20 protein-coding genes and 1 pseudogene are annotated in these 23,010 nt (G+C 70.5%); 5 read left to right on the forward strand and 16 right to left on the reverse strand.

All coding sequences use genetic code 11. The annotated features are described in order from the left end of the window. Nucleotides 1-7: 7 nt before the first annotated feature. The 4 genes from ACFHWU_RS01100 to ACFHWU_RS01115 all read right to left on the reverse strand — a co-directional run bounded on the left by ACFHWU_RS01100 (nucleotide 8) and on the right by ACFHWU_RS01115 (nucleotide 903). A complete protein-coding gene (locus ACFHWU_RS01100; RefSeq protein ID WP_416589608.1) occupies nucleotides 8-172 on the reverse strand; it encodes a hypothetical protein in 165 nt (54 codons plus the stop codon). Further along, nucleotides 169-447 carry a hypothetical protein gene (locus tag ACFHWU_RS01105; protein ID WP_416589609.1) on the reverse strand — a complete coding sequence of 93 codons (279 nt, stop codon included), beginning with the start codon at nucleotides 445-447 and terminating at the stop codon, nucleotides 169-171. Before ACFHWU_RS01105 ends, ACFHWU_RS01100 begins: the two co-directional genes overlap by 4 nt. A 5-nt stretch (nucleotides 448-452) precedes the next feature. Then, entirely contained in the window at nucleotides 453-650 is a 198-nt protein-coding gene (locus ACFHWU_RS01110; RefSeq protein WP_416589610.1) for a hypothetical protein, read from the reverse strand. Nucleotides 651-777: 127 nt separating this feature from the next. Then, on the reverse strand, nucleotides 778-903 hold the full coding sequence (locus tag ACFHWU_RS01115; RefSeq protein WP_416589611.1) for a hypothetical protein: 126 nt from the start codon (nucleotides 901-903) through the stop codon (nucleotides 778-780). Between the two features lie 818 nt (nucleotides 904-1,721). On the opposite strand from ACFHWU_RS01115, the gene ACFHWU_RS01120 reads away from it, so the two are divergent. Further along, on the forward strand, nucleotides 1,722-2,582 hold the full coding sequence (locus ACFHWU_RS01120; protein WP_416551692.1) for a hypothetical protein: 861 nt from the start codon (nucleotides 1,722-1,724) through the stop codon (nucleotides 2,580-2,582). A 34-nt stretch (nucleotides 2,583-2,616) separates the two neighbouring features. Here the strand turns inward: ACFHWU_RS01120 and ACFHWU_RS01125 are convergent, their stop codons facing one another. The 5 genes and pseudogenes from ACFHWU_RS01125 to ACFHWU_RS01145 form a co-directional block, all read right to left on the reverse strand. After that, on the reverse strand, nucleotides 2,617-3,477 hold the full coding sequence (locus ACFHWU_RS01125; protein ID WP_416589612.1) for an ABC transporter permease: 861 nt from the start codon (nucleotides 3,475-3,477) through the stop codon (nucleotides 2,617-2,619). Next, nucleotides 3,474-4,477 (reverse strand): annotated as a pseudogene (locus ACFHWU_RS01130) (ATP-binding cassette domain-containing protein). The gene ACFHWU_RS01125 and the pseudogene ACFHWU_RS01130 overlap by 4 nt, the downstream one beginning before the upstream one ends. Before the next feature lie 29 nt (nucleotides 4,478-4,506). Then, on the reverse strand, nucleotides 4,507-5,352 hold the full coding sequence (locus ACFHWU_RS01135) for a DUF4097 family beta strand repeat-containing protein (RefSeq protein ID WP_416589613.1): 846 nt from the start codon (nucleotides 5,350-5,352) through the stop codon (nucleotides 4,507-4,509). A 93-nt stretch (nucleotides 5,353-5,445) separates the two neighbouring features. Beyond that, nucleotides 5,446-5,982 carry a YlcI/YnfO family protein gene (locus tag ACFHWU_RS01140; RefSeq protein WP_416551688.1) on the reverse strand — a complete coding sequence of 179 codons (537 nt, stop codon included), beginning with the start codon at nucleotides 5,980-5,982 and terminating at the stop codon, nucleotides 5,446-5,448. Nucleotides 5,983-6,148: 166 nt separating this feature from the next. Continuing rightward, nucleotides 6,149-9,688, reverse strand: coding sequence for a ThuA domain-containing protein (locus ACFHWU_RS01145; protein ID WP_416589614.1), 3,540 nt, complete (start codon nucleotides 9,686-9,688; stop codon nucleotides 6,149-6,151). Between the two features lie 384 nt (nucleotides 9,689-10,072). Between ACFHWU_RS01145 and ACFHWU_RS01150 the strand changes: the two genes are divergently transcribed. After that, nucleotides 10,073-12,097: a cellulase family glycosylhydrolase gene (locus ACFHWU_RS01150; protein WP_416589702.1), complete on the forward strand. Its 2,025-nt coding sequence runs from the start codon at nucleotides 10,073-10,075 to the stop codon at nucleotides 12,095-12,097. A 148-nt stretch (nucleotides 12,098-12,245) separates the two neighbouring features. Next, nucleotides 12,246-13,073 carry a CRISPR system precrRNA processing endoribonuclease RAMP protein Cas6 gene (cas6, locus tag ACFHWU_RS01155; RefSeq protein WP_416589615.1) on the forward strand — a complete coding sequence of 276 codons (828 nt, stop codon included), beginning with the start codon at nucleotides 12,246-12,248 and terminating at the stop codon, nucleotides 13,071-13,073. A 141-nt stretch (nucleotides 13,074-13,214) separates the two neighbouring features. Here cas6 and ACFHWU_RS01160 read toward each other — a convergent pair whose 3' ends face one another. From ACFHWU_RS01160 to ACFHWU_RS01190, 7 genes are all read right to left on the reverse strand, one after another. After that, complete coding sequence (locus ACFHWU_RS01160; RefSeq protein WP_416551685.1) at nucleotides 13,215-13,883, reverse strand: C39 family peptidase; 669 nt, start codon at nucleotides 13,881-13,883, stop codon at nucleotides 13,215-13,217. A 376-nt stretch (nucleotides 13,884-14,259) separates the two neighbouring features. Beyond that, the gene (locus ACFHWU_RS01165) at nucleotides 14,260-14,493 is read right to left on the reverse strand and encodes a hypothetical protein (RefSeq protein ID WP_416589616.1); all 234 of its coding nucleotides are present in this window, start codon (nucleotides 14,491-14,493) and stop codon (nucleotides 14,260-14,262) included. Nucleotides 14,494-14,614: 121 nt separating this feature from the next. Continuing rightward, entirely contained in the window at nucleotides 14,615-15,064 is a 450-nt protein-coding gene (locus tag ACFHWU_RS01170) for a hypothetical protein (RefSeq protein ID WP_416551682.1), read from the reverse strand. Between the two features lie 9 nt (nucleotides 15,065-15,073). Next, a complete protein-coding gene (locus tag ACFHWU_RS01175; protein WP_416589617.1) occupies nucleotides 15,074-15,262 on the reverse strand; it encodes a hypothetical protein in 189 nt (62 codons plus the stop codon). Continuing rightward, on the reverse strand, nucleotides 15,252-15,551 hold the full coding sequence (locus ACFHWU_RS01180) for an RNA polymerase sigma factor (protein WP_416551680.1): 300 nt from the start codon (nucleotides 15,549-15,551) through the stop codon (nucleotides 15,252-15,254). Before ACFHWU_RS01180 ends, ACFHWU_RS01175 begins: the two co-directional genes overlap by 11 nt. A gap of 141 nt (nucleotides 15,552-15,692) precedes the next feature. Next, complete coding sequence (locus ACFHWU_RS01185; RefSeq protein WP_416551678.1) at nucleotides 15,693-16,316, reverse strand: response regulator transcription factor; 624 nt, start codon at nucleotides 16,314-16,316, stop codon at nucleotides 15,693-15,695. Between the two features lie 120 nt (nucleotides 16,317-16,436). Continuing rightward, nucleotides 16,437-16,805, reverse strand: a complete 369-nt coding sequence (locus ACFHWU_RS01190) for a hypothetical protein (RefSeq protein WP_416569103.1) — start codon at nucleotides 16,803-16,805, stop codon at nucleotides 16,437-16,439. A 306-nt stretch (nucleotides 16,806-17,111) separates the two neighbouring features. On the opposite strand from ACFHWU_RS01190, the gene ACFHWU_RS01195 reads away from it, so the two are divergent. After that, on the forward strand, nucleotides 17,112-19,388 hold the full coding sequence (locus ACFHWU_RS01195; protein ID WP_416589618.1) for an AAA family ATPase: 2,277 nt from the start codon (nucleotides 17,112-17,114) through the stop codon (nucleotides 19,386-19,388). Between the two features lie 55 nt (nucleotides 19,389-19,443). After that, nucleotides 19,444-23,004, forward strand: coding sequence for a BTAD domain-containing putative transcriptional regulator (locus ACFHWU_RS01200; protein WP_416589619.1), 3,561 nt, complete (start codon nucleotides 19,444-19,446; stop codon nucleotides 23,002-23,004). The last annotated feature ends 6 nt before the right edge of the window (nucleotides 23,005-23,010 follow it).

A 23,010-nucleotide genomic window follows, 5' to 3' on the forward strand; every position in this document is an offset into this window, starting at 1 on the left:
GCCCCGTTCAGTGGGCGGTCCAGCCGGATTGACGGGTGAGGCGGTGTGGCTGGCGGGCCGGCAGCCACCCGCTGTACTGGAAGCGGTCGGCGATCGGGCCGAGCCGGGCGCGTACCTCGGCGCGGCGGCGGTCGTTCACGATGTCGTAGACGACGAGCACCGGCCGGTTCACCAGCCGGCCCAGCCCTGCTCGGGGAGGACTTCCAGCGGTATGCCGTACCCGGCGGTTTCGCAGTCCGGGCAGGACGGCAGGGCCAGCAGGTGCCCGCCGCCGGTGAACTGTTCGGCGCTGGCGACGAGCAGCCGGTCCAGGTGCGCGTCACCCATGCGGATGGTGAAGACGCTGTACAGCACTCGTACGCCGTGGCGGCGCAGCAACGTCGTCAGCTGCCGGCGATCGCGGTCGTCGGGCAGGTCGAAGGTGACGGTCCACCAGCTGGGCTGCATGACGGTCACCTCCAGCGGAACGGCCGGAACTGCGCCTGCTCGTCGAGCAGCCAGCCGCGAAGCCGCAGCGCCTGGCGGCGTACCAGTTGGTGGTAGGTCGGCTGGTCGGCGGGGGCCGGCCATTCGCGGGCCGGCATGGCCAGCCGGGCCTGATACCGCGAGATCAGCGCGGACTCGGCGAGCCGGGTGACCGCCGCCCACACCGTCTCCGGGTCACTGCTGCGTTTCGCGCGGCGGCGCAGCAGCGTCGCCTGGTTGGCGATCTTGGTGGGGATGACTCGCGCCGGCCGAGGACGCAGTCCGGGCCGATCACGTGGAACGCCTTGCCGATCATCGCCGGCTCCCGTTGCTGGCCGACAGCTTGCCCCGCTGCGGCGTGTTGAGCAGCGGGTGGGTCCAGTCCGCGTTGGGCTGCTCGGGCTGGCCGTACTCGCCGTTGAACACCCGGCCGAGCATGCTGAATCCGGCGTCGAACGCGGTGATCTGCGTCTTGTCCGAGTGCAGCCGCAGACGAGACTGGCCAGGGTCGGGCTGATCGGCGCGCCTTCGGGAACACCCCGGACCCGGGTACGCAGACCGGTGGCGGTCCGTATCGGCGCGGTGAACCAGCCGCGTACGAACCGGCTAACCGCCGGGTCGGCGTGACTGCCGCTGACCATCTCGTGCAGGAGCTGGTGGTCGACGCTGGCGAAAAATCCGCGATGTCCGCGTGGACCACGTAGCGCAACCCCTTGTCCCGGTACGCGAGAGCCATCGTCAGCGCGTCCACCCAGGAACGACCCCGCTGGTACGCGAAACTGACCTCGGCGCGGCGGGTCTCCCACCGGTCGCCGGCGACGTGCAGGAAAGCGCGCTGGGCGACCCGGTCGGCGACGGTCGGAATGCCCCGGTCGCGGCGCTCGCCACCACGGGTGACGGTCATCAGTCGAAGGGGCTGCGGGGTGTATTCGCCGCTGCGCAGCAGCGCGGACAGCGACTCCGGTCGTGGCCCGAGGTGGTGGGCGAACTCGGCGACGGTCACGCCGTCCGCTCCGGCAAGTGCGGTGCCGGCGGCGACCCGCGACCACTCGGCCCACAACGTCGGCAGGTCAGACAACCGACCCAACAGCCGGGAAGGAGAGGTATTCATGCCGAGATCGGACGGACGAACTCCGATAGAATCGGTGGCATCGACGTCACCGCCGAGATCAACGGGAGTTCATGTCCGGAAATGCCCCTTGCGACAACCCCGGCACAGCCGGGATCGGCCTGCACCTCTACCTGCTGGACACAAGGTGAAGATCGCTTATCTGATTCTTGCGACGTCGGCTGGTCTTGTCGGTGCCGTGTTCGGCTCGTGGCTGGGCTGGCAGACGGCAGGGCCGACCACCGACACGGCGGCAGCTCGACAGATGGCCGCTGTCGCGTTTCCCGACGTCGAGGTGGGTGAGCCGACCCGAAACGGTGACCGGCACGGGTTTCCGCCGGCTGTCGACAGTGCCTGGACCCTGCTCGTCGGAGGTGACGGCTACGTCGCCGGGACCGTCAGGGTGCCGTTGCCGTTCGGTCCGGCGTCGACCTCCGACGGCCGTCTGGTCAGCGAGGCGGTCGACCGGCTCACGGCTGCCGGTTGGGATGCCGAGCGATTCCGCGCCCGAGGTGACTACGACGCATTCACGGCGACCCGGGACGGTGTCGCCGTGCGTCTGTCTGCGCGGGACGCCACGAGCTTCGTGATCGACGTTGGCCGCGCGCGGCCGTGGTGGGTCTGGCCGCTGGCGGTCACCGGATTCCTCGTCGCCCTGATCACCACGTTGCTTGCCCTTCGGCAGCTCGATGCGCACACCAGCGGACGTGCCTGGGTCCGGGTCGTCGCCGTCTCCTTGCTCGGAGCTGCCGCCGTCTTGAGCCTGCCCGCTCTGGCGGTGGGTGGGCTGGCCACCAGCCACGCAGCGATCACCGGCGGCGACCCGTGGGCGCCGCCGTGGCTCGGCTTCACGATGGTCGGCCTGCGCCCGATGGCCTGGCTGGCCGGGCTGCTCACCGTCACCGCGGTCCTCGTCGCCGCTGTGCCACCGACGCGAACGCCAGCGGCCGCCCGGACGCCGGGCCGAGCGCGCCGTACCGCAGAAGGGTCTGATCCTGCTGCGGCATAGTTGTGCCGCAGCAGGCATCAGCCACAGTCAGGGTTCAGGGCTCGCGGTTGAACAGCCGTTTCGACCAGAGGTAGCCGCCGAGCGCGATGGCCGCGCACCAGGCGAGCGCGATCCACCCGTTGCTGCCGACCGACTCGGCCATCAGCAGGCCGCGCAGGGTTTCGATGATCGGGGTGAACGGCTGGTACTCGGCGAACCAGCGCAGCCCGGCCGGCATCGAGTCGGTGGGGACGAACCCGCTGCCGAGCAAGGGCAGCAGGATCAGCGGCATCGGCAGGTTGCTGGCGGTCTCGACGCTGCGGCTCACCTGGCCGAGCGCGACGGACAGCCAGACGAGCGCGAAGGTCACCACCAGCAGGAATCCGGCGGCGGCCAGCCACCCGACCGGCCCGGCGGTGGGCCGGAAGCCGACCAGCAGCGCGACGCCGATGACGACCGCCAGGCTGACCGCCGCCTGGACCATGCTGCCCAGGACGTGTCCGGTCAGCACCGAGACGCGGGCGATGTGCATCGTACGGAATCGGCCGATGATGCCTTCGGTCATGTCCATCGCGATCGAGATCGCCGTCCCCTGGACGGTGGTCGTCACGGTCATCAGGATGATCGCCGGTGCCACGTAGTTGACGTACGCGGCGCGCCCGCCGGCCCCGCCGCCGGGGAGCGTCCCGCCGGACATCGTCGCACCGAGTTCGCCGAGCCCGGCGCCGAGGGTGCCGCCGAACACGTAGACGAACAGCAGCAGGAAAACGACGGGCATCCCGACGAGGGTCACGGTCATCGACGGGTAGCGCAGCATGCGTCTGAGGTTGCGACGCAGCATCGTCACCGAGTCGCGCAGCGGGTGGGTACGCAGGCCGGCGGCGGTGGTCGGGCCGGTCAGGGCGTGGGCGCTCATCGGGTGGTCACCTTGTCGTTGTCGGTGGGGTCGCCGGTCAGGGCGAGGAAGACGTCGTCGAGGTCGGGGGTGTGTACGGACAGTTCGTCGACTTCGACAGCGTGGTCGTCGAGCCGACCGATCAGGGTCTTCAGCGCCTGCAGGCTGCCGTCGCTGGGCACCCGCAGAGCGAGCGGGTCGGGGTCGCGGGTGACCTGACCGAGTGAGTGGGATGCCTGGCCGAGCGTCCGGGTGTCTGGCCGAGGACACAGGTGGCCGTGTCGAGGCGTCGCTGGTCGGCGAAGCGCAGCCGGATGTGTCCGCCGGGGATGCGGCGTTTGAGGTCCTCGGCGGTGCCCTCGGCGACCACCCGCCCGTGGTCGAGCAGCGCGATCCGGTCGGCCAGTTCGTCGGCTTCGGCGAGGTACTGGGTGGTCAGGAAGATGGTGACGCCGTCGGCGACCAGGTCCCGGATGATCTGCCACATGGTGCGCCGGCTGCGCGGGTCGAGCCCGGTGGTCGGCTCGTCGAGGAAGATCACTCGCGGGTTGCCGACCAGGGTCATCGCCAGGTCGAGCCGCCGCCGCATACCGCCGGAGTAGGTCGACGCCGGTTTGCCGGCCGCCCCGGTCAGGTCGAACTGGTCGAGCAGTCCGGCGACGCGCCGGCGGCGGTCGGCCCGGCCGAGGTGGTGCAGGTCGGCCATCAGTCGCAGGTTCTCCTTGCCGGTGAGCAGGTTGTCCACCGCCGAGAACTGGCCGGTGACGCCGATCGCGGCGCGGACCGCGTCGGGGTCGCGGGTGAGGTCGTGCCCGGCGACCCGGGCGTCCCCGGCGTCCGGTCGGATCAACGTGGACAGGATCTTGACCGTGGTGGTCTTCCCTGCGCCGTTCGCGCCGAGCAGCGAGAAGACCGTTCCCGCCGGTACGTGCAGGTCGATGCCGTCGAGCACGACGTGATCGCCGTACGCCTTGCGGAGCCCGGTGGCGGCGATCGCCGGCCGGGGCTGCGTGGAGGTCATGGTGTCCCTCTCTTGGAGCCAGGAGTGGGTCAGGAGCGGCGGATGGTGATGTCGCCGTAGGAGACGCGGCCGCGCACCTCGACGGTCTCGTCGGCGTCGTCGGGTTGGGTGGCGGTCTTCAGCAGGTTGTGGACCTTCCCGAAGTCGGTTTTCACTTCCAGCCAGGCGGCGGTGCCCTCGGCGATGCCGACGTCCAGGTTGCCCATGGCGGTGCCGAGCACGACCGAGCCGCGCGCCACCTCGCCGAGGCGGATGCTGCCGTTGGACGTCTTCGCGTCGACGCCGGCGCCGGCCCGTTCGACGCGGATGTCGCCGTTGGCCCCGCGCACCCGTACGTCGCCGGTGACCGCGTCGATGGTGGTCTCGCCGTTGGAGTTCTTGACCACGGCGGTGCCGTCGATCTCGCCGATCTGGATCGTGCCGGAGCCGGTGGTGATCCGGGCGTCGCCGGTGACGCCGTCGACGGTGACGTGGCCGGCCGAGGTGTCCACCCGCAGCGGGCCGGTCAGTTCCAGCCAGGCATGTCCGGCGGCGGTCCTGACCCAGCACTGCCCGAGCCGTCCGGTGCACCGGACGTCGCCCAACTGCGTCTCGGCGGAGACCTGGGAACCGCTGGGCAGTTGGATGGACACCTCGACGGACCGGGTCCGGCGGGAGAAGTCGAAGGCGGGTGACTTCGGGGCGGTGACCCGCAGGGTGCCGTTGGCGTAGTCGACGCGTACCCGGGCGGCGGCAGCCACGTCGGAGTCGTCGGCTGTGTCGCTCGGGCGGACCTCGACGACGGTGTCGGTGCGCTCGGTCGCGGCGATCTGTACGTTGCCGCTGCCGAGTTCGAGGGTGACGGAGATCGGTTCGGGCGTGTCGAAAGTAGGCATGGTTTTCCCCGCATCATGGGTTGGTGGGCCGTCCCCGCAGGTCGGGGACGTGAGGTGTGGAAGGTGGACGGTGGACCGGGAGGGGCGGTGTGGCTAGCGCACCCAGCCGGTGAAGGCTTGCGTGCTGCGTTTCCCGGTGCCGCGTTCGTCGCGGCGCCGGTCCCGGTCGGACCGCTGCAGACCGGCGGCTGCCGCCCGGACCAGCCAGGCGTTGACCGAGCGCCCCTCCTTGGCGGCGGCCTCCTCGACTGCGGCCTTGAGCTGCTCGGGCAGGCGTACGTTGATCCGCGTCACCGGGCCGTCCTCGGTGATCAGCAGGTCGTTGTCGGGTGGACCATCGACCGTCGCCGCGGCGTCACCGGTGGTGGTGGGTCCGGTCGGTTCGACCGGTGGCGTGGTGACGACGAAGTGCGGGTCGCGGCCGCGTAGCCGCAACTCCACCGAGCCGGGCGCCAGGTCGCGGGTGATCTCGTCGGCGGCGGCCGACAGCGCGTCCAGCAGTGTCATCCGGATCGCCGACTCGAGCGACCCGGTCAGGCGCTCGACCAGTGCCCGCGCCTCGTCTCCGCCGCTTTCGGCGAGGGTGGCGAACTCCCGCCCGAGGTTGCTCACGTACGACGTCAGGTCCATGTCGCCATCATGGCACAGGATGGCACCATCAACAAGCCACCTTGGCATCAAAGTGATGCCAATCCGGCACCTCGCGGCACCCTGATCCGAAGAAGTGACGCTGCCGGCCGACAGGCGAAAGCCGCGCGGCGCCCACTAGCTGGTGGGCGCCGCGCAGCCTCGTTGATCAGCTGGCGGTGCAGCTCAGCGACGACACATTGGTTCCGTTGTTGCCCGAGCCGATGAAGCCGAACGTCGTGCTGGCTCCGGCGCCGAGCGACCCGTTGTAGGAGACATTGCGTGCGGTCACGTTGGCACCACTGGACGTGACGGTTGCGCTCCAGGACTGGCTGACGGTCTGTCCGCCGGTGAACGTCCAGGTGACCGTCCAGCCGCTGATCGAGGCCGATCCGGCGGTGACCCGTACCTCACCCTGGAAGCCACCTTGCCACTGCCCGATCACCGAGTACGCCGCCGAACACGACGACCCGGTGGGCGGTGGCGTGGTCGGTGGTGCCGTCGTCGGCGGTGCAGTGGTAGGCGGCGCCGTCGTCGGTGGTGCGGTCGTCGGTGGTGCAGTGGTAGGCGGTGCGGTGGTGGGCGGTGCCGTGGTGGGCGGAGCGGTTGTCGGCGGCGGTGTCGTGCCACTACTGCGGAAGGTGAACTCGTCGACGTCGAACAGGTAGCTGGAGCCGCCGGTGAAGACGAGGAACAGGTTCTGCGTACCGCTGGGTGGGGTGAGCGTGCCGGTGACGGTGGTCCAGGTATCCCAGTCTCCGGTCGGGCTCACGGTGGCCGTACCGATGACGGGTCCCGACGCCGAGCCGGTCCGCAGCGAGATGGTGCCGCCGGAGCCGGCGGAGGCGACCCGGGCGGTGAACGACGTGGCCCCGGCCAGGTTGTACGGGGTGAACGAGATCCAGTCGCCGTTCTCGATGTAGCCGACCGCGCTGCCGCCGTGGGCGGAGGCCTTCTCCACCAGGGTGGTGCCCTGCTGGTCGCCATAGTGCTCGGCCTGGCGGGTCCGGGGCTGCAGCACCGTCTGCGCCGAGGTCACCGGGATGGTCTCGCCCACCGGGGTGTACTCGGCGATCACGACTCCGAAGATGTTCGCGTTCGGGTCGTGTTCGCCGTCCTCGGTGGTCTGCAGGGTGCCCGAGCAGCCGGTGGCGCTGGAGATGCCATGGGCGTGGCTGTCGTGCCCGAGCAGATAGTTGACCTTCACCCGGCTGCAGTCGATGGTCGACGCGTCCGGGTCGGTGACCGTCACCTCGAACGGGATGGCGTCACCGAACTCGAACAACCGGCCGTTGCGCGGTAGGTCGAGGGTGACCGTCGGCCGGCCCACCCCGATCACCACGCTCGCGGTGGCGCTGCGGCCGGTGCTGTCGCGCACCGTGAGCGTCGCCGTGAACTCGCCGTTGCTGGTGTACGTGTACGACGGGTTCGGCTGCGTCGAATCGGTGCTGCCGTCCGTGGTGAAGTCCCACGCGTACGTGATGGCGTCACCGTCCGGGTCGCTGGTCCCGGCCGAGCTGAACTGCACGGTCAGGGGCGCGTTGCCGGCGGTCGGGTCGGCGGACGCGGCGGCGATCGGCGATCGGCCGCCGCCGGAGCTGTACTCGATGCGGTACACCGCCGAGCTGGCGTCACCGCTGCCCCAGCCGGTGCCGTAGTCGAGCACGTAGAGGGCGCCGTCCGGGCCGAACTCCAGGTCCATCACCTGGGTGCCGGTGTAGTCCGGGAACGGGTCGATCGAGCCCACCCCGCCGGAGCCGGTGACCGTGACCGTCTTGATCCACCGCCGGCCGAACTCGCCGATGAACACCTTGCCGTCCATCGACGCCGGGAACTTCACGTCGGAGGCGAGCGAGGCGTCGTAGTTGTAGACCACGGCGTCCATCGGTGACAGGCTGCCGCAGCACAGCTCCGGCGGGTTCTGCTCGCCACCGTACGGCAGCCAGGCCCGCTGCGACGGCGGCAGCTGGGTGATGCCGGAGTTGTTCGGGGAGTTGTTCACCGGCCCGCCGGAGCAGTTGAACGGTGCGCCGGAGGGGCCGGACGGGAACGTGAAGTCGATGTACGGCGTGTTGTAGTTCGAGCAGTACGGCCAGCCGTAGAAGCCGGGCTGGGCGATGCGTTCGAACGCGACGTGGTTTGCCGGCCCGCGGTTGGGGTCGGCGGTGCTGGCGTCCGGCCCGTACTCGCCGAGGTAGACGACTCCGGTCGCCTTGTCCACCGACATCCGGAACGGGTTGCGGAAGCCCATCGCGTAGATCTCCGGCTTGGTGTTCGCCGTGCCGGCCGGGAACATGTTGCCGGCCGGGATGGTGTACCCACCGTTGGCGCTCGGCCGAATCCGCAGCACCTTGCCCCGCAGGTCGTTGCTGTCGCCGGCGGTACGCTGCGCGTCGTACGCCGGGTTGCGGTTGGACCGTTCGTCGATCGGCGTGTAGCCGCTGGAGTCGAACGGGTTCGTGTCGTCTCCGGTCGACAGGTAGAGGTTGCCGTCCGCGTCGAAGTCGATGTCACCGCCGACGTGGCAGCACATGCCCCGGCTGGTCGGGACCTGCAGGACCGTCACCTCCGACGACCGGTCCAGGGTGTGGTCGGCGTTGACCGTGAAGCGGGACAGCCGGTTATAGCCGTTGAACGGTGCGAACTGCGACGCCGAGCCGGTCGACGGCGCGTCGCCGCCCGGAGTGTTCAGCGGCGGCGAGTAGTACACGTACACCCATCGGTTGGTGGCGAAGTTGGGGTCCGCCTCGATGCTCTGCAGCCCTTCCTCGTCGTGGGTGTACACCGGGATGGTCAGCGCCACCTTGGTGTTGCCGGCCGCGTCGGTGTAGCGGATGGTGCCTTCGCGGGAGGTGTGCAGCACGCCCCGGTTCGGCAGCACCGTCATGCCCATCGGCTCGCCGACCTCGGCGACGCCCTTGGCCAGGGTGACCTCGCTGTAACCGGGGGGTGTCTGGCCGGTCGAGCAGTTGCCGGTGCCCTGCGCGGCGTACTGGATGCCGCCCAGCACGTGGCTGCGGAAGTTCGCGTCGCTGAAGCTCTCGTTGGTGTGGCCCATGCCGGTGTACCAGGAGCGGCCACCGTCGTAGCCTCGGCACCACGCGATCGGGTGGTCGCTGCCCATCGTACCGCCGGTGTACGTACTCTCGTCCACGGTGGCCAGGATGTGGTTGTCCGAGCGTGGGTTGGTCCGGTAGTTGTACCACTCGTCGTAGCGGTTCCACGCGGTCGGCAGCCCGGCGGTCGAGGGGTGCGAGTTGTCCTCGATCCGTACGGTGGCGTTCTGGTTCGCCGGATGGCTGGCGAAGTACGCGCCGACCAGGTCGCCGTACCACGGCCAGTCGTATTCGGTGTCGGCCGCGGCGTGGATCCCGGCGTAGCCACCGCCGCCTCGGATGAAGCTCTCGAACGCCGACTGCTGGCTGGCGTTGAGGACGTCCCCGGTGGTCGACAGCCAGATGACCGCCTGGAACCGGGACAGGTTGGCGGTGGTGAACTGGCCGGCGTCCTCGGTGGTCTCGACGGTGAAGTTGTGCTGCGCGCCGAGCTGCTCGATGGCGGCGATGCCGGCCGGGATCGAGTCGTGCCGGAACCCGGCGGTCTTGCTGAAGACCAGGACGGTGAAGTCCGCCTGGGCCTGGGCCGGCGCGGCGCTGAAGCTGATCGTGGCCAGCACCATGACCAGGCAGAGGGCCAATCTTCGGAACATGATTCGGGAGCTCGCTTTCTGTCGTGACAGGTGCGGACAGGCGTGCGCCGAATCACGCCGCAGGGGATCGACTGGAGCGGGGACGCTGGCTGGCGATGCTCGAGCCACACGCGCACCACGGGCGGGCCCGCCAGGGCGGCCCTGCTCACCTTCGCCCGGAGCGAAACACGATGCCGGCTCCAGGTCACCGCGTCGCCATCGAAGGCCGTCGTTGCGACCCTATGGGAGCCACAAAATGGAAGTCAATGGATCTGTCGCAGCCAGACATGCCCCGGCGGCACGCCCGCCGGGATCACGTCCTTCCATTTCGACCTTGGTACGTCGTAACCTCTGTCGATGGAAGCGCTCCCACGACTGCCCAACCCACGACAGGAGAACCTCTACATGCCGTCGATACGGACACGGTGGGCCGCCACAGCGGCGGCCGGCCTGCTACTCGGGGCGGCCGCCGCCGTCCCGACCATCCCCGCCACGGCAGCCGCCGCCCCACCGGCTGCCCTCACCGGCACATCAGCCACCGAATCAGCCGCAGCCGCTCAGGCCGTACCGGCGAACGACTGGCTGCACACCGATGGGAACACGATCGTCGACGAGGCCGGCAACCAGGTGTGGCTCACCGGGGCCAACTGGTTCGGCTACAACGCCACCGAGCGGGTCTTCCACGGCCTGTGGTCGGCCAACATCGAGGCGGTCACCCGCGCGATGTCCGAGCGTGGCATCAACATCGTCCGGGTGCCGATCTCGACCCAGCTGCTGCTGGAGTGGAAGGCCGGCCAGCCGCTGGCCCGGCCCAACATCAACGCGTACGTCAACCCCGAGCTGGACGGGCTGAACAACCTGCAGATCTTCGACTACTGGCTGGACCTGTGCGAAGAGTACGGCCTGAAGGTCATGCTGGACGTGCACAGCGCCGAAGCGGACAACTCCGGGCACACGTACCCGATGTGGTTCAAGGGTTCGATCACGCCGGAGCTGTTCTACCAGGGCTGGGAGTGGGTGGCCGAGCGCTACCGCGACAACGACACGATCGTCGCGATGGACATCGAGAACGAGCCGCACGGCACCCCGAACGATCCGCAGCGGGCCAAGTGGGACTCCTCGATTGACCAGGACAACTTCAAGCACGCCTGCGAAACCGCCGGTCGGCGGATCCTGGCGATCAACCCCGACCTGCTGATCCTCTGCGAAGGCATCGAGGTCTACCCGCGCCCGCACGCCGACTGGGACTCCCCCAACACCAACCCGGACCGCAGCCCGAACTACTTCTACAACTGGTGGGGCGGCAACCTGCGGGGCGTCGCCGAGCACCCGGTCGACCTGGGCGCCAACCAGGACCAGCTGGTCTACTCCCCGCACGACTACGGCCCGCTGGTCTACGAGCAGCCGTGGTTCCAGGGCGAATTCGACAAGGCGTCGCTGACCGAGGACGTGTGGCGGCCCAACTGGCTCTACATCCACGAGGACGACACCGCGCCGCTGCTGATCGGCGAATGGGGCGGCCGGTACGGCCAGGACGCCCGGCAGGACAAGTGGCTGCACGCCCTGCGCGACCTGATGATCGACTACGGCATCCACCACACGTTCTGGTCGCTGAACCCCAACTCCGGTGACACCGGTGGCCTGCTGCTCGACGACTGGACCAGCTGGGACGAGGTCAAGTACAACCAGGTGCTCAAGCCGGCGCTGTGGCAGCACGACGGCAAGTTCGTCAGCCTCGACCACCAGGTGCCGCTCGGCGGTGCCGGTTCCACCACCGGGATCAGCCTCGCGCAGCGGTACAGCGACGGCGGCGGGGACGACGACGTGACCGCGCCGACCGCCCCCGGCCAGCCGACCGCCAGCGACGTCACCGCCGAGACGGTGACGTTGACCTGGGCGGCGTCGACCGACAACGTCGGCGTCACCTCGTACCAGGTGCTGCGGTCGACCGGCGGTGCGCCGGCCACCCTGGTCGCCACGGTCTCCGGCACCACGTACACCGTCTCCGGACTGACCGCCGAGACCAGCTACACGTTCACAGTGCGGGCCCGCGACGCCGCCGGCAACGTCTCGCCGGCCTCACCGGCGCGGACGGTCACCACCGCGGCCGACGACGGCGGCCCCGGCGACGACGGCTGCACCGCCACCTACACGGTGACCAGCAGCTGGCAGGGCGGCTTCCAGGGCGGCATCGAGGTGCGCAACACCGGCACCTCGGCGATCTCCGGCTGGACGCTCACCTGGACCAACCCGAGCGGTACGTCGATCGGGTCGCTGTGGAACGGCCGGTTGACCACGTCCGGCGAGGTGAACACGGTACGCAACGAGCCGTACAACGGGGCCCTCGCGCCGGACGCCGCCACCACGGTCGGCTTCGTCGGCTCCGGTCCCGGCACCACACCGACCGACCTGAGCTGCACCGCGTCCTGAGCAACCCGAATTCGGACCGAATCCGGACCCGATCCGCTGCCCGACCCCGACCGGGTCGGGCAGCGGATCCCCCCGGCCCGCTGGCGCCGGTCTGATTGAGTGGGGTGCACTCACCGACCACACCAGACCGAGAGGGTACGCCGGCCCGATGCCCACCCAGATCGTCGTCTCCCTGGTGCCGACCGCCGCCACGGCGGTCCCGCCGCCGCACACCGGCCCGGCCGTCTACGCCGCGTTCCTCAAAGCGGTCCGCGCCGTCGACCCGGAGCTGTCCGCGATCATGCACGACAGCCCCCGGTACAAGCCGTTCACCCTCAGCCCGGTCCTCGACGAGCAGGGCCGGCCACCGTCGGCACCGGGGCAGCCGGCCCGGATCGTGGCCGGCCTGCTGATCGACGCGTACGCCGCCCCGGTGCTCGCCGCGCTGCACCACGCCGCCGGGCATCAGATCGCACAGACCCGGTACCGCACCGTCGACGTCGCCGTGCACGCGGTGTCGTACGCCGAGCTGGCCACCGGCGCCGACCCGGCCGCCACCACCTGGGCGTACGACCTGCTGACCCCGGTCGGGTTCGCCACCGGACGCGGGGACGGTGCCCGCCGCCAGCGCCCCTGGCCGGACGCGGAGCGGGTGTTCACCAACCTGACCCGGCGCTGGGACGCGTTCGCCGGGGAGGTGGCGTTGCCGACGTCGGCGGAGCCGGCGGTCGTCGACCATCTGGAGGTGGTCGACGCCCAACTGCGGATGGCCACGCACCTGGTGGAGCCGGGGCAGCGTAACCCGGAGCACCGGTTCCGCCGGGGCACGGTCGGCTCGGTGACCTTCCAGTTGGCGGAGGCGTCGGGGGTGCCCGGCGACGCGCGGCGGGCGGTCGACGCCCTGGCGGCGTTCGCTAGCCACGCCGGTTTCGGGGACCGGACCGCGATGGGCATGGGTCACGTCCGGCGCAGGCTCAGCCCGCCCCCGCAGCAGTGATCCGCTTCGGCTCATCGGCCTGCCCCGCAGCGGGTCGGGTCGACCAACCGCAGCGGATCAAGGTTAGCCGGTGACGACCGTGGGCCGGGTCTGCCGCGTACGCAGCAGACCCGGCCCACATGGTCAGGACGAGGTAGGACGTCAGTGCGAGTAGCCGCGCGTGGCGATCCAGTGCGCCAGGGTCTCGGTGCTCACCCAGTAGTGTTCGGCGCCCAGAAAGGCCGGGTCGGCGATCTTGACGGCGTCGCCGCCCTCGCCGTAGCCGACCACGGTCACGTAGTGCCCGCCCGGGTACGAGTGGGTACGGCCGTCGACGTCGCTCGCCGTACCGATGATGTTGGCCACCACGGCCCGGCCGTCGTCCACGGTCGCCCGCACGTCGTCGCGCAGCTGATCGATTTGCGCCTGGCTCGCCTTGGCAGCCTCGATTGCGGTGGTCTGGTACTTGTTGTCTCCGGTGAGCTCGTTGAGCACCCGGGTGGTGTCCTCGGCCGAATCAGTGCCGGCGACCGTGGTGCCCAGCCTGCTGGCCACCTCGTCCTGCGACAGTTCGTGGCCCTGCGCGGTCAGCGCGATCCGGGTCGCGGCCGGCCCGCAGTAGTAGAAGTTCAGCTGCCGCTCGTAGCGAGTGTCCAGCAGCCGGCCCTCGCTGGACCACCCGCCCTGGTCGGAGCTGGCGGAAGTGGTGGTGAACCTCGCGGTGTCCGAGGCCGGGGCGGCCTGGTCTGCGGCAGCCGGACCGGCCACCACACCGCCGGCTACCAGCAGACCGGCGACGGACAGTGCGGATCTGTGAAGAACGGTGGTCATCTGCGGATCTCCGTTCCGGGAGGGCGCGGAAGATCCGGGCATTGATCGTTTGGCAGAGGCCCGGACCCCGCGAACGGGACATACGGTCAGTCGGTGCCCAGCACGGCGGTCAGGGCTGATGCGACGCCCATTCCCGACCGCGCGGAACGCCCCGCGTGCGGATATCACAACGACGCGTACGCCAGCGGGACGCACCGGGTAACAACCGCAGCGGGGCGGCCGACATTCCGCCGTCCCGCCGATCAACCGGAGATCAACCGCCGATCGCCGTTCGCTCGGCAACGTCGTTGAAATCTGGTCCTCGAGCGCGAGCAGCGTCGAGCGATCTTCATGGACTCGGGGAAGCTGACCACGTACCGCCCGGTCCGGTGGTAGATCACCGCGAGGGTGCCCGGAACTGCTGGGCGATGGTGTTGGCAAGATCGGCGGGGATGCCCAGCGCCAGCGTCACGCCGCCGTCGAGCCCGGCGCCGGCGGCCAGACCAGCACAGTAGTTGATGTAACCGTTGATCCCCATCGAGTCGACTTTTTCCTTGATCTTGAACCCGTCGAGATTCTTGTGGACGAACTCGAAGGACTTCGCCGTCGCACCGGCAAAATTTGTGTTCACCACGACCACCTGACCCGGAAGGCTTGTCGTCAGACCATCGGATGCCAACGAATCGTTTGGCAACTCGACGGTATTCGACCACGAAGCCCGACGGCGGGAGTGGTATGTACAAGCACGACAGTCAGCCGTACCGTCGGCACCGCCGAACCGGGCGGGTCGCCCCGGCGAAGGACCAATGTCGGCGAACCGGAAGTACGTCGTGAGCGTCGCGTCGCCCAGCTCTTCGAGGATCAGCCCCCCGGGTGGCGGAGTGCTGCAGGTACGCCGACGCGCTGCTGATCGCGTACGACGGTTCCCCACCGGCCCGTTCCACGATGCCGATCGAGAAGCGCTGCCGCAGCTCAGATGGCACGCAGTCCGCCGCGACAACGGTCAGCGGGTCCGCTCCGGATGCTCTGACCTGCCAGCATGCGTCGGAGTCGTCCGGATTCGGTTCGGCGGCGCGGATCCGAAGAGTCTCTGCCCCGGCCGGTTCGATGACGAACAGCCGTCGGCCCTCGGTCCCGTCGACCTCGCCCAGCGGGCCGTCGTCGAGCAGCGACACCGCCGGCTCGAACGCGTCGGTACGCACGATCGCGACCTAGCGGTCCCCGGCAGCAGCGGATCGTCCCCGACGGAGGCCGGCGCCCCAGTCGGCGCCCCAGTCGGTGATCCGGTCGGGGTGCCGGACGGCGATCCTGACGGCACGCTCACCATCGGGCCGGCCGGTCTGCCCGGCCCGCCGGGCCACGTCGCGTAGCGTCTCGTCGAATCGGTCGTCAGACGGCACGGCTCCGCCCTTCGTCGCCGCTGGTGGTCAGGTGCACGGCCAGCGCCTTGCGGCCCCGGGCCAGCCAGGTCTTGATCGTGTTCGGGCTGGTGCCGGTCTCCGCGGCGATCTCGGCGACGCTCAGGCCGACCAGGTGGTGCAGCACGACGGCCCGCCGCTGGTCGACACCGAGCCGGCGCAACGCGGCGACGATCGCGATGTGGTGGGCGGACACCTCGTCGACCTGGTGGTCGTTGACGTCGCGTCGGTGGGCACGCAGCCGATTCACCGCCTTACGCCAGGAACTCACCGCGATCCGGTACGCCGACCGTGCGTACCCAGGCTTCCGGGCTGTCGCAGTCCGAAACGTAGCGCCGTGAACAAACTCGGCCATCGCGCCCTGTCCCACGACGTGTCCACTCGTGCCGGTGTCCACCGCTGGCGCATGGACTCAGATCAGCCCGGCCCGCAGCGCGTAGGCGACGGCGTGCGAACGGTTCCGCAGTTTGAGCCGGTGCGTGACGCCGTAGATCACGTTCTTGACCGTCCGCTCGGAGTAACAGAGCTTTCCGGCGATCTCGTTGGTGTCGAGCCCGTCAGCCATCAACCGCAACACGTCAACCTCGCGTGGCGTCAGGCCAGCTGCGTTGAGCCCGTTCGGGGCGAGGACCTCGCGTTGCAGTCGCTCGATGTGCTTGAGCAGTTCGCCGACCAGGTTCGACGGCATGACCCCGCCACCGTTGGCCGCCGTCAGCACACTGTTCACCAGACGCTCCCGGGTGACCGCCGCTCTGGGCAGGATAGAGACCACCCGGCACTCCACTGCTATCAGCAACTCACTTTCGGTGATCTCGCGGAGCACGAGAACCACCGGCAGACGCGTCGCCGCAGCCGTGCGGCGCAGCATCGCCACCACGTCCACCGTGAGCTGCTCGCAGCCGAACACGAGAACCTGTGCCCCGGCCCACTCGTCGGCCGGTAGCAGCTCGACCTCCGGGCAGCAGCGCAGGAAGCTGGCGAGTCCCGCATGACTGAGCGGTTCGGATGCCTGCAGGATCAGCTTGACACATTCCACCGTTGCCTCCCGTCGTCGTCGGTCAGCACGGAGTCTGCGCGGCGCGTCTTCAGAGAATCTCCAGTCGGATCTACAGCGAGACGCGTCGATGTGAAGATTCACTCGCCGTAATCGGCTCAGCTAGGCGGACGCGGTGTCGCCCGCCGCCGTCGGCGGCGGTTCCCCCCGAGCCCGGCGAAGTGCCTCGATGTACTTGGGGATCTCGATTACGGCGAGCTCCAACCGACCGGGCGCGAGTTGATCGGCGAATACGGCCTCGACGACATCTCGGGCCACGTCATCGGGGAGATCGTCGACCTGTCCGAGAGGGGCACGCTGCCAGATACGGATGAGACGAAGCCGCGCCCGAACCTCGGAGAGGGTGCGTTCCAGTCCGGCTATCGCCTCGTCGGCCCGCGCCGGGTCCAGCACGAGCCGCCCTTCACCGGCGAGTATGAGCAGCAGTTCACCCACGAACGGGTTCGGCGTGGCAGGGGGACGGGCCGGCACCGGTCGAGTCCATCAACGCGACGGCGGCAGGGGAAGGCCCCGAACGGGCGGCTGCCCCGGACTCCGGTGCGATCTGCCCGGACTGCCGTCCGTGGCGCCGGTCCACCGACGGACAGCGCCCGCCGAGTCCGCCACCGGCAGCCCCGCCCGAACGCCGACGGCGCCGCGAGGCAGACTTGACCCGGGTGGTTCCCTCAGGCGGGCCGGATGCCGCGGGGCAGAGCTGCTCCGATCCGGGTCACCGACGCCGGGAGCGGACACGTCGGAGGCGGGGACCGTCCCTCGCAACGGTGGATGAGGGCAGCGGTGTCGATCGGAAACACGAACGTGCGTCTTCACCTGCTAGGCCCCGTACGGGTCGAGCGCGACGGGACCGACCTGCCCCTGGGGTCGGCGCGGCGGGCGGCGGTGCTGTGCGTACTCGCCCTGCGGACCGGGCACCGCGTTTCCCGGGATCAGCTCGTCGCCGCACTGTGGGGTGAAGACGCACCGGCCAGCGCGATCGGCAACATCTACACCTACGTCTCGGCGTTGCGGCACATGCTGGAGCCGGACCGGGGCCGGTGGTCCGGTGGGCAGATTCTCAGCTCGGGCAGCGGTACCTACCAGTTGCATCTGCCGCCGGAGGCGGTCGACGTGATCCGCTTCGAGTCGCTGCGCGATGCGGCCCGGCGGTATCGGGCCGACGGGAACACCGTCGCCGAGTTGGCTGCTGTGGAGTCCGCGCTCGACCTGTGGCACGGCGACGCCCTGACCGGGGTACCCGGGCCGTTCGCCGAGGCCCAGCGGGTGCGGCTGGCCGAACTGCGGTTCGCCACCACCGAACGGTACGCCGCCCTGTTGGTCGGGCAAGGCCGGCGCGAGGAGGCGGCGGCAGTCCTGCGACGCCTCGTCGAGGCGTACCCCGACCGGGCGCACCTTCGGGTCATGCTGGCCGACGTACGGCAAACGAGCAGCCACGGCCCGGGGCAGGGCCTGGACGCCGGAGCGCCCGCCGGCTCGCGGCCCGTCGCCGGGACAGCTGACGGAACAGCGACGACAGCCAGGTCCGGCGGGGCAGCCCTCGTCGGCCGGGATGCCGAGCTGTGTAACCTGCGCCGGGCCACGGCGGAGGCGGCCCTGGGACGCGGACGCAGCGTCCTGGTCAGCGGCGCACCTGGTCTGGGCAAATCGGCACTGCTCGCGACGGCCATGTCCGCTGCCGCACCGGGGCACTACCGTGTCGGATGGGCGGTCGGCGACGAGGTCACCCAGTCCAGTCCACTAGGTACCTTAGCCGAATGCCTTGAATCCGCGCTGGGCGAGGACTCCGCCCGCCGCCTGATCGACCGTTTCCCCGCCAGCGCGGACCAGGTTCCCGCCCAGGCCGTCGCCGACGTGGTGGACCTGGTATGCCGGGCCGCGCGGGCGACGCCACTCGGGCTCGTCCTCGACGACCTGCACTGGGCCGATCCTGTGACGCTGCGGGTGTGGGCCGAGCTCAGCGGACGCGTCGCCGAGCTGCCGCTGCTGTTGGTGGCGACGGTCCGGCCCGGTGCGTCGGACCGGACCGTGCCGTCCGTCGACGAGGTCGTACGGCTGACACCGTTGGACGTCACGGCGGCAACCGCCGTCGTCCGTGCCTCGGCACCGCAACCGCCCGAGGCCGAGCAGCTGGCATGGATCCTCGCCGAGGCCGGTGGCCACCCCGGCTACCTGCGGCAACTCGCTGCGGGTACCGCCGCCACGTCGTCGTCCGTCGCGCTGTCAGCCATGATCGAGGCACATCTCGCCCCGTTCACCGAGGAGACCCTGCGGTCGTTGCGGGCGATCGCCTTCCTGAGCGCGTACGAGTTGCGGGCACCCGGCGCCCAACCAGCGGGCGCCACCCCGGCCGAGCTCGGCGCGGTCACCGGCCGTACCCCCGACGATCTCGACCGGGCGCTCGCGCCGGCGCTGGCCGACGAGGTCCTCGCAGTCGAGGGCGACCGGCTCGTCTTCCGGCACCGAATCGTGGCCCGGACCCTGCACGAGGCCACCCCGGTGGCCTTGCGGATCACCCTGCACCGCTCCTACGCGGAGCGGCTCGTCGCGGCCCGCGCGCCGGTCGAGCAGGTCGTGGCGCAATTGCTCGTCGGTGAGGTGCCGCTGGTCGGCCGGGCGGGCGCCTGGCTGGTCGAGAACGTCGAGGCGCTCGTGGACCGTGCCCCGGCGACTGCGATCGCCGTGTTGCGCCAGGCCCACGCCCAGCATGCTCTCGACCCGGCTCAGCGGCTGCGTCTCACCTCCTGGCTGGCCCGGATGCTGCTGCGTCAGCAGCAGGTCGCCACGGCGGAGGCCGGCTGGGTCGCCGCCCGGACATCCGATCCGGACCTGCGTGGCGAGATGCACTGGGTTGCGGCGCACACCCACGAACGGCGGGGCGAGTTCGAGTCCGCTGCGGAGATTGCCCACACCGCGTTGCGGGAACGCCGGATCACGCCGGAGTGGATGCACCGGCTACGGGTGTTGCTCGCCCGGGTACGTCCGCACCTGCCGGGACAGGCGACCGAGCCGCACCTCCCCCGCTCGACGGCGCTCGACGGTGGGGACTCCCCTAGCTGACAGACGCCGGCGGGTCGACCGGAGGTAACCTCTGACCTCTCACGATGGAGGGTTCGTGCAGACAACACCGGACGACCGGCTGCGGGTGTCGGTCCTCGGCCCGGTCCGGGCCTGGCGCGGCGGACACGAACTGCACCTCGGACCGACCCGGCAGCGGCAGGTCTTCGCGGCACTCGTCGTCGCTGGACGCGCGGTCGGGCGGGACGAGCTGGTCGCCACGGTCTGGGACGAGACGCCGCCGACGACCGCGACCGGCAACGTCTACACGTATGTGTCCGGTCTTCGTCGCAGTCTGGGGCGCGACGCCCTGACGCTCGGATCGGCGGGGTACGCGCTCGCTCTGCGCCGGGCGGATCTGGACAGTGAACGGTTCGCGGCGGCGTGTGCCGAGTCGGCGCGGCGGCATTCGGCAGGGGATTTCGCCGCCGCCGTGGCCGCCCTCGACGAGGCGTTGGCGCTGTGGCACGGCGAGCCGTACGAGGGGCTCACCGGTCACCGGCTGGACCTCGAGCGGGTCCGACTCGTGCGGCAGCGGCTCGACGCCATCGGTCGGCGTGCCCGGATGCTGATCGAGCTGCGCGACGACCGGGTGTTGGCCGAGTTGACCGGGCTGGTTCGCGACCACCCGCTGCATGAACCCCTGCACGAACTGCTGGTGCTCGCTCTGCATCGCGGCGGCCGGCGGGCCGAAGCGATCGAGGCCTATCAGGTAGCCCGGCACATCCTCCGTACCGAGCTGGGAGTCGAGCCGGGCAGTGCCCTGAACGGACTGTATGGTCAGGTGCGGCGCGCTCCGGCGGCTCCGATGCGTCGGAACGACCCGGTGTGGACGCGGCGATCCCACGCGACCGCGGCCTCTCGATCGGCGTCGCCCGTCGCGCCGCGCTCACCGACCTGGTCGACGCCTCGCCTCGCCCAGTGGGGATTCGTGGAAGCGTCCGGGGCCGGACCGCAGGCGGGGTTTACCATCGGCCACACCCAGGCGGGGTCGCTCGTCGGCCGAGCCGACGAGCTCGACCAGCTGCGGGCCCTGTTCGACGCGCTCGCCGACGGTCAGGGCGACGTGCTCTGGGTCGAAGGTGAACCGGGCGTGGGCAAGACCGCGCTGGTCAGAGCCGCGACGGCCAATCTTGACGATCGGGGCTGTCAGGTCGCCTGGGGCGGCATCCGGGAGCTGGACCGGGATGCGCCGGTGCAGGCGGTGGCCCGGGCGTTACGGCCGCTGACCACCGGGCACCTCCGGGCCGCCCGGCCCGACGGACCACACCTCGATGTGGCCGACGACGACAATGCCGTCGACGATGCCCCCGTCTCGTCCGATTGGGTGTTGGCGCAGGTACGCACCGCCTGCGCCGTCGCGCCCGTCGTGCTGGTCGTTGACGACCTCCAGTCGGCCGACTCGGTCGGCGAGCCGTTCTGGAACCGATTGGTCGCCGCCACCCGACGGTTACCGTTGCTGTTGGTGGCCGTGGCACGGCTGGAGCCCGGCGGTGCGGCCCTGGCCCGGCTGCGCCGCACGGTGGGCTCCCGGCGGGGGCAGGTGCTCCGGCTGGATGCCCTACCACCCGGGGTGGTCGAGCAGCTCGCGGTACGTCTGGTGGGTGCTCCGCTCGGGCCGAACCTGGCCGAGGCGATCTCGACCTCAGCCGGTAATCCCTTCTACGCCCGCGAGATGACCAGCGCGTTGCTCCGGCGGGGTGTGGTCCAGGTGGCCGACGGGGTGGCCGACATCCCCGATTCCGCTCCCATCGACCTGCCGCGGCCCCTGCTCGCCGTGGTACGGAGTTCGGTTGATCTCCTGTCACCGCGTGCTCAGGACGTCCTGCGGACGGCCGCCATGCTCGGTACCCGTTTCTCGGTGGACGACCTGGCCGAGGTGAGCGGGGAGTCTGCGGTCGACCTTGTCCCCAGTCTGGAAGAGGCCATCGCCGCGAACGTCGTCGTCAGCGACGACACGACTCTGGCCTTCCGATACTCCGCTCTGCGTCGGGTGTTGTACGGCAGCATCCCGGCACCGGCGCGGGCGATGCTGCACCGACACATCGCCGAGGTTCTGGGCCGGGGCGCGGGTCCGGCGACGCGGGTGGCCGCACAGCTCGCGGCGGTGCCGTCGGCGGCCGACGAGTGGACGGTGTCCTGGCTGGTCGACCACTGCGCCGAACTGGCCCACCGCGCTCCCCGACTCGCCGGCGAGCTGATCCGGCGGGCACTGGACACCGGTGCCACCGACCCGATACACCGGACGCCGCTGCTGATCGCTCTGGTGCGGCTGGAGTTCGCCGAGGACCGCTGGCCGGTCGACGAGGCCCGGGAAGCGGCCGGTCTGGCAACCGATCCGGCGGAGCGCGCCGAGATGCGTCACCTCCTCGCCACGATGGTCCACCGGCGGGGTGGTATGTCGTCGGCGATCGGCATCGTCCGGAAGACGCTGTCCGACCGTACGGTGCCCGAGTTCTGGCGTACCCGGCACTGGGCGCTGCTGGTCGAGCTTCGCAGGGGCGGTCTGGACGACCTGCACCAGGCCGATCGGCGAGCCGGGGCGGCGCACGCCGCAGCGCTCGCCGCCGGGCGGCCGTACGACGCGGCTGCGGCGCTGCAGACCGGGTGGCTGACGAACTCCGTGCGCCGTGACCACGAACGGGCGCTGGAGTTCGCCGACCGGGCGTTGGACATCATGCGCGACAATCCGTCCTTCGGCGGGCTGTATCTCGACCTGCTCGACAATCGTGCCTTCACCCTGCACAACCTGGACCGACTACCGGAGGCCGAGCGGACGCTGCGGGAGGGTCGTCTCTTCGCCTACCGGCACCGGTTGCCCACCGGCCTGCACACGGCCTCGGCGGTGCTGCGTTTCTGGACAGGTCGCTGGGACGACGCGCTGGCCGAGATCAGCGCGGTCACCGACGACGTTCCTCGCTACACCTTGCTGGGCATGCGAGACCCGCGATCGGCGGCCACGTTGTTGCACGGCCTAGCCGCGCTCATCGCTGCCCATCGTGGCGACGCGGTGCTCGCCGCCGGCCACCTCGACGCGGCCGATGCCCTGACCACCGGCGCCGCTGACCGAGCAACCGGTGGTTTCCTACTCGTCGCCCGGGGATGTGTCGCCGAGACGCAGGGCCGGCCGGACGAGGCGCTACGAATGCTGAGTCCGCTATTGTCGCCGGACCACGCGTCGCTGGCGATGCGGCACCAGTGGCTGCCCGAGCTGACCCGGCTCGCGCTGGAGTTGGACCGTCGGGACATCGCGGAGGGGGCGGCGGCGATCTGCGCCGACGAGGCGCTCCGCGAGGTGCGACCGGCCCGGGCTCACCGGGCCGCCGAACGCTGCCGGGCGATGATCACGAACAATCCGGAGCCCGCCCTGGCCGCCGCGAGCCGCTACGGCGAGTTGGGCTTGGTGACGGAGCAGGCCGCGAGCCTGGAGGACGCCGCCGTGCTGCTGGCGGCGAACCGGCGCCCCTACGAAGCGGCGACGACCGGCGGTGCGGCTGTACGGCTGTACACAGCGCTGGGTGCCCGCTGGGATCTTGGTCGTGTCGAGCGCCGGCTCGCCGGGTACGGCGTCGAGCCGAGCCCGGGACGAGCCCCGGACGGCCAGCTCGACATGATGTGACGCGGC

Origin of the sequence: Micromonospora sp. LOL_015, from assembly GCF_048060275.1 — a bacterium.
Classification (GTDB): domain Bacteria; phylum Actinomycetota; class Actinomycetes; order Mycobacteriales; family Micromonosporaceae; genus Micromonospora_E.